Here is a 13992-nt window from a genome sequence, read left to right as displayed (position 1 = left end):
AGTTCCAGCGACTGGATGCCGGTCTTCTCGAACAGCTCATGGGCGCTGATCCCGCTTCTGCGATAGAAATCGGGCATGATGCCTTCGGTGCGGGCATCTCGATAGCTTACAAAGGGCAACAAGGCCGCTCCATCCTCATCCACGGGCACGAAGTCCACGGCCCAGCTATCGACGCCGATGGAGGCGATGGTCGGATCTGAGGCGAAGGCCTTACCAATGCCTTGCCGGATGCCACCCCAGAGATAGTCAAGATCCCAGCAAAGGCGACCATCAATTGACTTGGGGCCATGAGGAAAGCGATTGATCTCTTGCAAAGAGAGCTGTCCATCAGACAGCGCAATCTTGAGTACGCGCCCCGATGACGCCCCCAGATCCACCGCAACAACGGCCTTGGTGACCATGATCTCCTCCTAAATGTGCAACGCCTTTGCCTCTCCCAAAGATGATCCTTCGATCGAGCGCTACGCATTTAGTTAGCCACTGGCTTCAAATTCCGGACAGGGCAAAAAATCAAACTTTTTACTATATGTTGGCGAGAAATGACTGGTTCTAAGAATTTTTATTACTAATCAATGTCTTAAAATTTATTTCTACTAAAGTATAAAAATCTCTCTATAAGGCATGGTTACTGGCTTTTGGGGGCATTAAATTTTTTGATTGGTAATGGTCAAAAATACAAAAGATAATATTGAAGGCTTTTGCTTTCGGTTTGAGAGAAATATGGTCTCACGAAGGCAGTCTCTTCAGAAGAATGTACGCCAATGCAATGGCTTACATGGATGAGGTGCATTTCGTCCTTATGAGGGTGTAATTTCCAGATCTGATGTCGTGGGGGGATTTGCGATGAAATGGGCGACCATATTCTGAACCTGCTTGGGGGACAGCTTGAGAAACTGGCGGCAATTTCTCGACATGGACCGATAATCGGAGAAGCCGGCCGTGATACAGACGTCTTCCAGTGTTTGTTCCGGTTGGTCCAGAAGAAGATTGAGAAAGGAGATGAATCGATTGCAGATTGCCAATTCATGGGGTGTCAGGCCGCTCATCTCCGGCAAAATACGCTCGAAGCTTCTCCATGACAGCGCGTGGCATAGAACAAGGTCTTCTAGGTCCTTCCGACATTTGCCCTCAGCCAGCGCCGGGTCGGCGAAAAGTTTCAAAATCTTGTTGCGCGCCAATTGGTCCGGATCGGTGAGCGTAAAGTCTTCCTGCCGCCGATATTGGCGCAATATCAGGACAAAGAATTCGACAAGATGCGCCATGGCGGTATATTCCGAATAGTCATCGGAGCAGAATGTCTCAACGTCCAGCAGGTCGGCCAGACTTTTGAGGCGCGCATAAGCGGTGTAGTCGGTAAATAACTGGCTATTGGAAGACTGCAGCGCATGGAAGTCTTCAACGAGGCTTCTCAGCTTTGGGAAATTCTCGATGAGGCGGTCATGCAGAAAGAAGATATTGAGCAGTCGTAACGAGTCGACCATGGGGTAGGCATGGGTATCTTCGGCGCGCAGATAGGTCACATTGCCGGGCAGGAGAAGCTGGAACCGATCGCCCATGAAAGTGATGCCGTGGCCTTTGATGATATAGGCGACTTCATCAAAATCGTGGTTGTGAAGGGGAAAATGCGGCTGTGGGTCTCTTCTGGAAATTTGGATCGGCAGCCAGAGATTATGAAAATAGCGCGAGCGTGTGACCTTGGTGATCTGCTTTGCAAGGGCAATGTCGAGTTGGAGGGGCGATAACATATCATGACCTTGTTGGGGTAAGCGGTATAAGGCTGATACTTACAATTGCCAAACGACCTGACGGGACATTTTACCCAATATATATGAGGAGTTCAACTGGTTGTACGGGCGGGGTCTCCCGATGCTCCGGGCTGAACTGGCTCCATTTGGAGGCCGATAAGTCTCGTCTTTCTTTATTCAGCTTGCGGGCATCTTGTGCATATGGCCGACTAGTCTGGTGTCATTGCCTTGACAATGACCGCCAGTCCGACCTGCTCATTGACAGGAATGACAATCAGTTTGGTATAGGCTGCAGAGGCTCTCAGTTCTGCTCCACCTGCCGTCTTATCGAAAATTGCAAGATGTCCCTCAGCGGAATCGATGCGGTTGTTCTTGATATTCCATCGGACGATAGGCGCGTCTATTCGCACATACTTTGTTGCATCAGAAGAAAGGATTGTCGCCTCTTTGAAGATCTTTGTGTCGCCTTCCTTAGAGCTTTCCGACGCCTTCACCACTATGACGGGACGCTGGTCAAGGAGATAGGACAAATCTGGATGAAGGGCGTTTTTGATCTGCTGAGAGAAGGGGGTAAACAAGTCGATTGTGTAATCGATGAGCTCAGCGCCGCCGAATGGTCCGTGCCCTGGAATGACAATCCGGGCTGTTCCATAAAGATCTTTAATCCGGCGCGCAGTTGATGCCCAGTCCTTCAGATTTGCATCTGCGATATTACCAACCCACCCGTTGTAATTCCGGATCTCGTTTCCGCCGAACAAGACCTGCTCTTTCGGAAGCCAGACGACGATGCCATCTTCGGTATGGGCCTTCCCGAGGAAAGCGCATTCAACCGTCTGATCGCCAACATGAATGATGGTTCTCTCATCCATCGCATGGTGCGGAACCGGCAGTCCCTTCTGTCTGGCTATCTGTTGGGTGCGCAAGTAAGCATAAGACGGAATGTCGTTGGCATGGACGGCAGCCAATCCTCCCATGGCATCTGGATGCCACCTGTCGATGACATAGCCAACGATCTTCAAGTGCTTTTCCTGTGTGACCCAGTCAATCAGATCCTGCGTTTGCCTGTCTGTCTGCGGTGTCGAAACAATGAGAGCCTCGTCCCCACTGATATAGATGAGGCCGTTATTGTTATCGGAAGAATGAACGAAGGCGTTCTGCGTTATCGGCGTTATTGTGATGCTTTCGGAGATGGCAAACCCTTCTGACGACTGCGCACTCGGCAAGAGGAGGCTGAGTGCCGCCAGTAACGTTGCCAAAAACATACCGAATTTCCGCATTTTTTCATCCCTTATGGAGGGCGTAAACCGATATGATTTGCTGCCCGACTGGCATTGCTCTGCCCAATTTTGAGGGCAATATAAATTACTCCTGGTTGCAGGTCATTTCAATATAGTCAAAACCTGCGAGGCCAACATGTGCAGGAGAGAACCCCGCAAGCTGTTCACCCTGATGTGGATTTTCTCTTCTGCTGCAGATCTTTACGGCCACTTCTTTTGCCTTTGAAGCCTGCTACGTGATGAACCGGTCTCTCTTTGCGTCCATGAGGGGAGCTGCGGCGCGCCAAATTCGTCCCGCGCAAAACACCTCAATCTGTCCATAGGCTTTGAGGCTAACCAAACATCAGGATATAAAATTATTGAACATCACTAAATATTATGGTATCAATTCACTAATTGAACAGATATGTTCACTAAAAGTGGAGGATAGTTAATGCGTTCTAATTTATTCCGATTCAGGCACAGATTTCGCCCTTCTTCGCTTATGACCTGTGAGATTTGACAAAAAAGTCAAAAAATCTCCCGAAAATAATCAAAGATGGACAAGATTTATCCAGTTTAGGGTCGCCTAATAGCAGCCCTGAAGCGTGATTTTTGCAAACTTGTTCTTCTTAGATTTACTAAAATTTCTCGATTACATCACTTTTGTGGGTAACAAAATCGCGCAATTCGGCTGTTGCGATGTGGCCTGCCTGTTGCGCTTCACGCGGCTGGAAGAGAATCTGACCAATGAAAAAGTTCCTGAACAAACCTGAAGATTTCGTCGATGAGATGCTGGAAGGCATCTATCGCGCGCATCCGGAAGTGACCTTCACTGATGGTGATATGCGGTGTTTTGTAACGGCCAAACCTGTGCCCGGAAAAGTGGGCATCGTGACGGGTGGCGGATCAGGTCATCTGCCTTTGTTTCTTGGATATGTGGGCAAAAACATGTTGGATGGCGCTGGCGTCGGAGGCGTCTTCCAGTCTCCAAGCTCGGATCAATTGCTCAACGTTACCAAATATGTCGATCAGGGCGCAGGTGTTCTCTATCTCTATGGCAATTATACCGGCGATATCATGAATTTCGACATGGCCGGAGAACTTGCCGAACTGGATGACATCGAAACCGCAACGGTTGTTGGCAATGACGATGTAGCCTCATCTGTTGTTGGCGAAGAGCATAAGCGGCGCGGCGTTGCTGGCATTTTCTTTCTCTACAAGGTCGCCGGTGCAGCTGCGGCCCAGATGAAGCCTCTGGCTGAGGTCAAACGGCTCACTGAAAAGGCCAAAAGCCAGGTGAGGACAATGGGTGTTGCCCTGTCTCCATGCATTGTGCCTGAAGTCGGCAAGCCAAGCTTCCAGATCGGTGATGACGAAATGGAAATCGGCATGGGCATCCATGGTGAGCCGGGCATCTCGCGCAAGGCGCTTGAGCCGGTGGATGCTGTGGTCGAGGAAATGGCCAGCAAGATTTTTGCCGAACAATCTTACGAAAAGGGAGACGAAGTGGCCATTCTCATGAACGGGCTTGGCGCCACGCCACTGGAAGAACTCTATATCGCTTACCGGCGTCTTGGTCAGTTGCTGGATGAAAAAGAGGTCAAGATCCGCCATGTGTGGCTGGGAGAATTCGCTACTTCCATGGAAATGGCCGGCTTCTCGATCTCCATCATGAAGCTTGATGACGAGTTGGAACCGCTGGTCGCAGCAGAGGTCGACACGCCTTTCTTCAAGCATTTCGCGGGCTAAGGGAGGGAGACATGCAAACTCTTGATGCAAAATCCGTTGCCGGTCTCTTTCCACGCTTTGCCGACAGGTTCGAAAAGGAGCGGGAGGCTCTGATTGAACTTGATAGCAAGGTTGGTGATAGCGATCTGGGATTGACGATGGCGAAAGCCTTCCGAGCCGCCAGCGATGCTGTCGGGGCATTGGATGCGCCCGATCTGGCCACTCAGATGAAGACTGCCGGTGCGGCGATTGCCAAGGCGGCCCCTTCGACGATGGGCACGCTGATGGCAACCGGGTTCCTGCGTGGCTCAAAGGCGCTTGACGGTGCCGCCGCGCTGGATGTTGCCGGGTTGGCAAGCTTTTGGGACGCTTATGCAAACGGCGTTGCCATGCGCGGCAAAGCAGCACTCGGGGACAAAACCGTGCTTGATGTGCTGGACCCGATCGCACGCTGTTTCAAAGCCGAAGCTGAAAAGGGCGCACCACTGGAGGTGGCCTGCGAGGCGGCTGCAAAGGCTGCCGATGAGGCTCTTGAAGCAACCAAGCTTCTGGTTGCCCAGCATGGCAAGGCCGCCGCTTTCCAGGAAAAGTCACGCGGGTTGCAAGATGCTGGCGGCACCGTTGCTTGCATTCTGGCTGATGAATTGAACGGATTTATGAAAGCCGCAGCGGCAAGCTGATCCGTTCCAAACCCTTTTCCTGCGCGTCATGCTGAGCCATTTGCGCGCAGGAAATGCCGACCATCGCGCTCGACCCCTGTTGGAGGAGGATCGACCGCGAGAGGAGCGGTGAATCCGCAAGGATTCGTAATTCAAAACTATCAGGTGGGAGGACACCATGACGAAGAATCTGATGAAAGCCCTTTTGGGGGCAACAATTTTGGGCCTTGGAACGCTCGCAAGCTCGGTCGCTTCGGCCGAATGTGACTGGAAACCGAAACGTGCAGTCACCTATATTGTTCCTTGGGGTGCAGGCGGTGGCACCGATGCGAATGCGCGTATGCTTTCGAGCCTGCTGAGCGAGGAAATGGGGCAGCCCTTCAATGTGGTGAACCGGACGGGAGGTAATGGTGTCACAGGGCACTCTGCCATTATTCGTGCCAAGCCGGATGGCTATACAATCGGTTCATCCACGACCGAGATCAACACGATGCATTGGATCGGCCTTACAGATATCAATTATGAGCAATTGACGCCGATCGCCTTGTTGGATCTGGTTCCTGCTGGCTTTACGGTCGCTGCGGACTCTCCTTACAATAGCCTTGCGGAAGTGCTGGCAGAGGCAAAAGCCAATCCGGGAAAAATCACGGCATCGGGTACGTCCCAGGGCGGTATCTGGCATCTGGCCCTTGCTGGCCTGTTGAATGCTGAAGGTATGGACCCTGCATCCATTCGCTGGATTCCCTCCAAGGGCGCTGCACCTGCAATCAAGGAACTGATGGCCGGGGGCGTTAATGTCATCACCGTTGCTCAGTCCGAGGTCAAGTCGCTCATCGAGCAAGGTGAACTCAAGGGCCTTGCCTATATGAACGACGAGCGCATGCCGTCTTTGCCCGATATTCCTACCACAGTCGAACAGCTGGATTCTGGCTGGACGCTTTCTTCCTATCAGGCTCTCACTGGCCCTGCCGGAATGGACAAAGAGATTGCCTGCTCCTATGAAAAAGCCGTGCTCAAGGTTTTGAAAACCAAGGAATGGGCCGACTTTAAAGCGAGCCGCGGCGCAGATGTCGTGATCATGGGAGCTGATGAAGTTGGTAGTCTTATTGCCAAAACCGACAAAAATCTCGGAGACACCATCAAGGCAATCGGCCTGGCCAAGTAGCCTTGTTCCATAATCCATATTCCGAAGCCGACGCGCAGCCTCACTCATCTCTTCGTGAGAAGGGACGGCTGCGCGTCAGTTCGGAAAGGTGCGGGAGCATGCCATATATCCGGGCATATCCACCTGTGTCGGAAGGGGCGTCCTTTAAGGCGCGTTACCGTTCGCCAGTGCGGCTATGCTGCGTTGATGATGACCTCGCGCATCGTGACGAGAGGTTGGAGAATGCGAGTTATCTCATGTTTAACAAGGATATTTTGACAGGGATCATCCTGTCCTGCTCAGGCGGCTGGATTGCCTGGCAAGCACAAAGCTTTCCGCTGCTTGGCGGCATGAAGTTCGGTCCGGGCCTTTTCCCTACAATTGCCGGAACGGGACTGGCAATCTGTGGGCTACTGGTCCTGATCACCGGTATCATGTCCGTAAGAAGGGCAGAAGCCAACGATGGTGGCGAGACCGACGCGGTTTCAAGCCTTTCCCCCAAAGCCTGGATCAATTCCATCGCGCTGGTGCTCGGGGTCATTCTGTTTGCAGAATTTCTCGATACCGTCGGCTTTCACCTGTTGGCTTTTCCGCTGATGCTTTGCCTGCTGCTGCTCTATGGCACCAAATGGTGGAAGGCAATCGTGCTGGCGCTCGGCGTAACCATGCTCGTCCATTTCCTGTTCTATTCATTCCTGCATGTTCCCCTGCCGTGGGGATGGCTGGAACCGTATGCTTGGTGAGGCCACTATGTTGACAAATGTTCTATTAACGGTGTTGGCACCCGATAATCTTCTGATCATTGGCCTGACAACGATCTATGGCTGTTTTATCGGGGCAGTTCCCGGACTGACAGCAACAATGGCCGTGGCCTTGCTGGTGCCTTTTACATTCTTTCTCGATCCCATTCCGGCTATTAGCGCCATTGTCGCAACGACGACGACGGCCATTTTCGCAGGTGATATCTCCGGAACCCTGCTGCGGATACCCGGTACGCCCGCGTCTGCTGCCTATGTCGATGATGCTCATACCATTTCCCGCAATGGCAAACCGCGGACAACGCTTCTGATCTCTCTTCTGACTGCTTCGATTGGTGGCGTGATCGGTGTAATCATCCTGATGTTGATTGCTCCGCAGTTGGCCCATATTGCCATCAGCTTTTCAAGTTATGAAACTTTCTGGCTGGCCTGTCTCGGGCTGAGCTGTGCCGTGTTCGTGGGTGGCGGATCGGTGCCCAAAAACTTTGCCAGTCTGTTTATCGGTCTGGCCATTGCCTGTGTCGGCATCGATGTGGCGGTTGGCTATCCCCGTTTCACCTTCGGGGTTGATGATCTGATGGACGGCATCACGTTCATTCCGGCCATGATCGGTATCTTCGCCTTTTCAGAAGTGTTGCGCACGGTCCAGTCTCTGCGAAAAGAAGAGACGCAATTGCAAACGATCACCGAGCCTTTCTGGGCTGCTTTGAAGGGAGCCGTGAACGCCATTCGTCGCTTTGCAATAACGGTGTTGCGGTCTTCCGTAATCGGAACGGTGGTCGGTGCTCTGCCCGGTGCAGGCGCAGATATTGCCGCCTGGATCTGCTATGCGCTGGCAAGGCGCACATCCAAAGAGCCTCAAACATTCGGAAAAGGCAGCATGGATGGTATTGCCGCTGGCGGGTCGTCAAACAATGCGGCCATCAGCGGCGCATGGACACCAGCATTGGTGTTCGGGATTCCCGGTGATTCTGTTACCGCCATCGCCATCGGTGTGTTACTGCTCAAGGGCATGACGCCGGGACCGCGCATTTTCATTGACCAGCCGGAACTGACCTCTGCCCTGTTTGGCTCTTTTCTTGTTGCCAATATCATGATGATCCCCATGGGGATGCTGGCTATCTTCTGCTCGACCTACATTCTGAAGGTACCGCGCGCGGTTATGGCCCCCGTTATCCTGCTCTTTTCCATGGTTGGTGCCTATGCCATTTCTGGGAGCGTCACGGCCATCTGGATCGTTCTGGTGCTCGGCTTGATGGGGTACCTCATGGCTAAAGTTGAGATCCCGTTGGCACCGGCGATTCTGGGTATCGTGCTTGGCAAGATCATCGAGGATAATTTCATGGTTTCGATGATCAAGGCGCAAGGAAATTTTCTGACATTCTTTGATCGCTCCTACGCATTGGTGCTGGGGATCGTAACATTGATCATTTGGCTTTTGCTCATCGCGAGAGCCGTACGCGAGATGGTTTCCGGAGGATATCGGGCGAACGGCTCGGTGCCGTCCGAAAAATGAAATCCAGACGGGTTCGTAAAGGACACGTTGCTGAATTGAGACTTTTGGTACGGGTTGAGAGCCAAAAACCGAGTGCCAGTAACTGAAAGAAGGTACAAAATGAACTGGTTGCGAGAACAATTGAAAACCGGGCGCTGCGTGCGCTGTATCTGGCTGGAACTGGCCTCTCCGGCACTGGCCGAAGCTGCCGTTTGGGCGGGATGGGACTGTGTTCTCATCGACAACGAACACGGACCGGCGGATCTGGAAGCGACCGTCAACATGGTTCGGGCCGTTGAAGCCGCTGGCGGTCACGCTGTCGTGCGTGTTCCTTGGAATGATCAGGTTTACCTGAAACGGATTCTCGAGCTTGGCATCAAGTCCCTGATGATCCCGATGATCTGCGACAAGGCTTCTGCAGAGGCAGCTGCGGCAGCGACACACTATCCTCCAACCGGCACCCGTGGATATGCCGCACCATGCGGGCGGGCTTCTCACTATGGGGCCAAGACCGACTATCTGAAAACGTCTGATGAAGAGGTTTTTGTCATCGGTCAGATCGAGCATAAGGATGCGCTGCCCAATATTGCCGAAATCGCCGAGGTGGACGGTATTGAAATGCTTTTTATCGGGCCGAACGATCTCGCTGGCACCATCGGTCTTCTGGAGCAACTGGGTGAAGATGATGCCGAGGCTCTTGCCGCCGAAGCTGAAGAGAAAATCAAGGCTGCCGGCAAATATATGGGCACAGTCAAGCGTCCTCGCTGGAGCTTCGCCGAGTTGAAGGGGCGTGGCCATAACTTTCTTGCTGGCCCGGGAGATATCGGGCTGTTCATGGAAGCAGCAAAAGCTGCCAATGAAGAGATGAAAAACGAGGTCGGTTGATCTTCATCTCTGGCCATATGATGCCGTGCCGGTCTTCCCGACGGATGCTGGCAAGGACATTTACGAAAGCCCCTCCAGACCCTGTTTGGAAGGGGTTCCTGCCCTGTCTGTAGTGTTTGGCAAATGCATGGCGGAGACAAAAAGATTATGCCGTCAAACCGGCGATTGATGAGTATCTGAAAATTTAGTGAATAGCATGAAAAATTAGTAGAAATTACATGTTTTTGTTTAGTGATGTTCAATAATTTAAATATTTGCTCATAGAAACCAGATGCATTAAATAACATTATAATTCGGTCAAAGAGGGCAAAGCGAGAGAGGAAAAACGCGAATGGCTGCTGGGCCTAAACAAAACCCAACTTTGCGGCAGGTTGCTGAACATGCAGGTGTTTCGGTTACCACCGCGTCTCTTGTCCTTAATCGTAAAGGTGAAATTTCAGAGAATACGCGCGCGAATGTGCTGCGTGCCATGGCCGAATTGAATTACACTCCGCGTGGAGAGCGCAGCAATGCGGATTCTGATGCTTCTGATGCGCAGAATGCCGTCCGCTTTCTCAAGATCGTGCGCCATGGACAGACCCTGAACCGAGATCACAACGTCTTCATATCCGACTATATTGACGGCATGTCCTATGAAGCCACCAGGCGCGATTATTCGCTTCAGGTTGTCTCGCATGAAGCAGTGGATGTTGCATCGATAATCGAGGAAATTGCCAAATCAGATCTGCGCGGTATCGTCGCTTTGGGAACCGAGTTGAGCGACGAAGATATACATCTGATCAATGACTGCGGCGTCCCCAATGTCATCATCGATACATATCGTCCCTTCGTTGATGGCAATTTCATCGACATGGACAATGAACAACTGGTGCATCTTGCGCTGGCGCACCTCGCCTCCAACGGATTTAGGCGGATTGGTCTTGTGAGCAGCTACTCTGAGGTGAATAATTTCAAGCTCCGCCATGAAGCCTATATGCGGGCCATGAACGCGCATGGGTTGGAGATTGAAGAGGAGAATATTCTTTCGGTCTGCGCCACCATAGAGGAAGCCTACGAAGATTCCATCAAGCAGCTCTCCAACATCAAGAAACTTTCAGACGCCTATTTTTGTGCCAATGATGTGATCGCCTTCGGCTTCATTCGGGCATTGCGTGAACTTGGTTATTCTGTGCCCGGCGATATTTCCGTCGTAGGGTTTGATAATCTGCCGATGGCAAGCATGTTTGACCCGCCGCTCACGTCTCTCAATGTGCCCAAGCAGCGCATTGGTGCCATGGCTATTCGCTTTCTGGATGATTTGATTGTCGCCAACGAAAAGCAGCCTCCGGTCAAAGTGCTGTTGTCCGGAGATCTTGTTATCCGCAAAAGCGTCAAACTGGCCGACTAAGCTGCGCATCTGATCATTCCGGTTTTATACCGTGGTCAACCTGGCTGCCAATCACCTCATGCAGGAGGGAATGCGCCAAAGGGGATAGACCATTGCGTTGGAAGGGGAGGGATCTTGTTTCTCTGCAGGATGATCCGGACCTGCGTTAAGGCCCGGACCTCCTTTAAGCATGAGCCGCAGCTCTCCTTGTCGTCACGGATGTTATGATTTGGATGGAGTGGAGGCCCTGCGGGCTTTTGTCCGATCCAGTCCCAAGGCATGTTCGCGGAAAATGACAAAAATGCCAGCACAGATCACCACAACGGCACCAATGAGAACCTGTGGCAGCGGCACATCGGAAAATAGAAGATAACCGAAAAGCACGGCCCAGATCATGCTGGTATAGTCAAATGGGGCGATCGTTGAAGCGTCTGCATACCGATAGCTCTGGGTCATCAGAATTTGTCCGATGCCACCGGAAATACCAACTATGACCAGCAACATCAGGCTTTTTATGTCCGGCACGACCCAGGCCCAGTCTGTCCATATAAAGCCGATGGGGATTGAGAAGAGGGCGAGCCCTGTGCCCGCCCCATGGAACCAGACAACTATGGTTGAAGTTCGTTCTGTCTCGCAAAGCTTGCGTACGAAAATCATCGCAAGGCCCCCAAGGAAGGCCGATGTTGCCGCGCACATGGAGCCTATGAACGCATTGCTATCCATCTCTCCTGCGCCCATGTGAGGCGAAAGGATGATGATGATGCCGAGAAACCCTACCCCGACGGCTCCCCAGCGATAGATCCGGACCTTTTCCTTAAGAATGAAGAAGGCCAATATGATGACGAAGAGCGGTGAAGCGAAGCCGATGGCGGTGGCATCAGGAAGAGGCAGCAGGGCATAGGCGGTGAAAGAGAACATCATCGAGATGATGCCGATACCTGATCGGCCCAGATGCCCCAATGGGTGATCGGTTTTGAAGGCAACGCCCAGTTCTCCCCGCAAGGCGACCATCAGTAACACGGGCCACAGGCCGATGAAGTTGCGGGCGAAGACAATTTCGCCGACCGGCACCGTTTCCGAGGCGATCTTGAGTGTGACGGTCATGATGCTGAACACCAGAGTGGAAGCCAGTTTGAGACCAATGCCCAGCACCGGAGCCGCAACCGTCATCGATTGATTGGTGTTATTTGCCGCGGATGTGTCTTGTTCAACGGAAATTGCAGTGCCGTTGGCCTCTGGGGTGTTCTTTGTGAGCGTCATCGCCCTGCTCCTCAAGTTCGGCCAGGCCAATCACCGATAAACCCTCACGCTGGTCTGCAGGCAGGGAGACCGTGAAAGGCTGGCTATACGGGCCTTAGGAAAGCGAACCGTGTTACTCTTCTGATGGGAAGATCAAGGTGTCTTCTTGATCATGTCATGAAGGGACTATCGAAGGCGAGTCGATCCGGGATCGGATCGCCAGAGTTGGCTTGTTTTCTGAGTTGGCTTGTTTTCTGCTTTTACCCTGCCAACCCGACTGGCGCGATTAATACTCCGGTTCGTGGCAGTTTCAAGATGCGCGTGCAGACATTCATAGTCTGCCAGCAAGGTTGTTGGGGAAATCCGTTTTCCCCAAGAGCAGCTTTGCCCATTTTTACCATTTTCCACGCAACGGCTGGGATACCTCGCGGCTTTCAACGGAGTTGAAACGATGCAGGTAGGGCCTTTCGAGAAACAATATATCAGTAGTAGATCAGTGGTACTTTTGCTCTTGAATGAGTGATTTGATCATGTCTATAGTGGCCAGATCGGCTCGTGGAGGAATTGTCGGGTCGAGTCCATACACGCGGTCGCCCCATGCGATTGCGCTTAGAGGTAATTAGTTCTGGGAGGAAATAATGAAGCCCTCGATTTTTTCACCCGCCAGCCTTGTGGCTGCTGCGGCAATGACGCTTTGTGTCTCTGCAACCATGCCTGCAAATGCGGCCGATGTGACCATCCGTTGGGGTGACGTCGTTGGCGGATCGCATCCTCAGGTGATGATGATCGACAAGGTTGCAGACATCGTTTCCAAGAAGAGTGATGGCCGGATCGAGATCCAGTCCTTCCCGGGTGGTCAGCTCGGTGGCTCCCGCGACATGATCGAAGCCGTCAGCTCCGGCGTGCAGCATATTGTAACCGAAGGGGCCGCCAACTTCGGCCAGTGGGTGCCATGGATTTCTGTCGTCGAAGCGCCTTTCATCTGGAAGACACCAGAGCAGATGATCTCTGTTCTCAATGGCGAAATGCTTGATGAAATCAACGCACAGCTCGCTCCAGCGGGTATGCATGCCATTTCCGCGCTCTATTACGGTACGCGCCACCTGACCACCAGCGACAAGGAAATCAAGACCGTTGCTGACATGGAAGGCTTCAAGATTCGCGTACCGCAGAATGATGTGTTTGTGGCCATGGCCAAGGCATGGGGTGCCAAGCCGACGCCGATCAACTTCAATGAGTTGTATCTTGCTCTGCAGCAGGGACTTGTCGATGGTCAGGAAAACCCGCTGCCGACCATCAAGTCCGGCAAGCTGAACGAAGTGCAGAAATACATCATCCTGACCGGCCATATCCGCACGCCGCGTATGGTCGTCGTCAACAATGATTTCTGGATGGGCCTTAGCGAAGAAGACCGCACCATCATCACTGATGCAGTCAAGGAAGCCAGCACCTGGGCCAACGAAGAAATCATGAAGCAGGAAGACAGTCTGATCAGCGAATTCAAGGCCGGTGGCGTCACCGTGATCGAGCCGGACGTTGAGAGCTTCCGCAAGGCTACGGTTGATGCGGTCCCGCCGCTCTTCACAGAAGTTTGGGGTGAAGGCACCTACGAAAAACTCCAGAATATGGAGTAATCCCCCTTCATTCTCCGGTCGGGCGTTCAGTTGAGCGCCCGTCCTCTTCAAGACAATACCGGACACACGCCCCTATCATT

Annotated in this window: 12 protein-coding genes; 8 read left to right on the top strand and 4 right to left on the bottom strand. The window is 52.5% G+C overall.

From position 1 onward, the window contains the following. The 3 genes from BM258_RS09000 to bla all read right to left on the bottom strand — a co-directional run. Positions 1-401, bottom strand: a 401-nt coding sequence (locus BM258_RS09000; protein ID WP_244544646.1) for an FGGY family carbohydrate kinase, incomplete at its 3' end; no start/stop codon positions are given. Positions 402-797: 396 nt separating this feature from the next. After that, entirely contained in the window at positions 798-1745 is a 948-nt protein-coding gene (locus BM258_RS08995; protein WP_090071250.1) for an AraC family transcriptional regulator, read from the bottom strand. A gap of 209 nt (positions 1746-1954) precedes the next feature. After that, positions 1955-3022, bottom strand: a complete 1068-nt coding sequence (gene bla, locus BM258_RS08990; RefSeq protein WP_139229242.1) for a subclass B1 metallo-beta-lactamase, long type — start codon at positions 3020-3022, stop codon at positions 1955-1957. Between the two features lie 729 nt (positions 3023-3751). Here bla and BM258_RS08985 point away from each other — a divergent pair. From BM258_RS08985 to BM258_RS08955, 7 genes are all read left to right on the top strand, one after another. Next, positions 3752-4753: a dihydroxyacetone kinase subunit DhaK gene (locus tag BM258_RS08985; RefSeq protein WP_090071247.1), complete on the top strand. Its 1002-nt coding sequence runs from the start codon at positions 3752-3754 to the stop codon at positions 4751-4753. A gap of 11 nt (positions 4754-4764) precedes the next feature. Continuing rightward, the gene (locus BM258_RS08980) at positions 4765-5412 is read left to right on the top strand and encodes a dihydroxyacetone kinase subunit L (RefSeq protein WP_090071245.1); all 648 of its coding nucleotides are present in this window, start codon (positions 4765-4767) and stop codon (positions 5410-5412) included. Between the two features lie 157 nt (positions 5413-5569). Further along, complete coding sequence (locus tag BM258_RS08975) at positions 5570-6556, top strand: tripartite tricarboxylate transporter substrate binding protein (RefSeq protein ID WP_090071243.1); 987 nt, start codon at positions 5570-5572, stop codon at positions 6554-6556. Between the two features lie 98 nt (positions 6557-6654). Continuing rightward, a complete protein-coding gene (locus tag BM258_RS08970; RefSeq protein WP_090071241.1) occupies positions 6655-7278 on the top strand; it encodes a tripartite tricarboxylate transporter TctB family protein in 624 nt (207 codons plus the stop codon). Between the two features lie 7 nt (positions 7279-7285). Next, positions 7286-8809: a tripartite tricarboxylate transporter permease gene (locus BM258_RS08965; protein ID WP_090071351.1), complete on the top strand. Its 1524-nt coding sequence runs from the start codon at positions 7286-7288 to the stop codon at positions 8807-8809. A 99-nt stretch (positions 8810-8908) separates the two neighbouring features. Continuing rightward, positions 8909-9673, top strand: coding sequence for an HpcH/HpaI aldolase family protein (locus BM258_RS08960; protein WP_090071239.1), 765 nt, complete (start codon positions 8909-8911; stop codon positions 9671-9673). A gap of 331 nt (positions 9674-10004) precedes the next feature. Next, positions 10005-11060 (top strand): LacI family DNA-binding transcriptional regulator, encoded by a 1056-nt coding sequence (locus tag BM258_RS08955; RefSeq protein WP_090071237.1) that lies wholly within the window; start codon positions 10005-10007, stop codon positions 11058-11060. Between the two features lie 201 nt (positions 11061-11261). Here BM258_RS08955 and BM258_RS08950 read toward each other — a convergent pair whose 3' ends face one another. Then, positions 11262-12299, bottom strand: coding sequence for a DMT family transporter (locus tag BM258_RS08950; protein ID WP_244544645.1), 1038 nt, complete (start codon positions 12297-12299; stop codon positions 11262-11264). A gap of 617 nt (positions 12300-12916) precedes the next feature. Here BM258_RS08950 and BM258_RS08945 point away from each other — a divergent pair. Further along, positions 12917-13912 carry a sialic acid TRAP transporter substrate-binding protein SiaP gene (locus BM258_RS08945; protein WP_090071235.1) on the top strand — a complete coding sequence of 332 codons (996 nt, stop codon included), beginning with the start codon at positions 12917-12919 and terminating at the stop codon, positions 13910-13912. Positions 13913-13992: the final 80 nt, after the last annotated feature.

This window comes from Cohaesibacter marisflavi, from assembly GCF_900115225.1.
Lineage (GTDB): Bacteria > Pseudomonadota > Alphaproteobacteria > Rhizobiales > Cohaesibacteraceae > Cohaesibacter > Cohaesibacter marisflavi.
The sequence above is the reverse complement of the archived record's forward strand: the minus strand, read 5'-3'. Positions and strand labels throughout refer to the sequence as shown.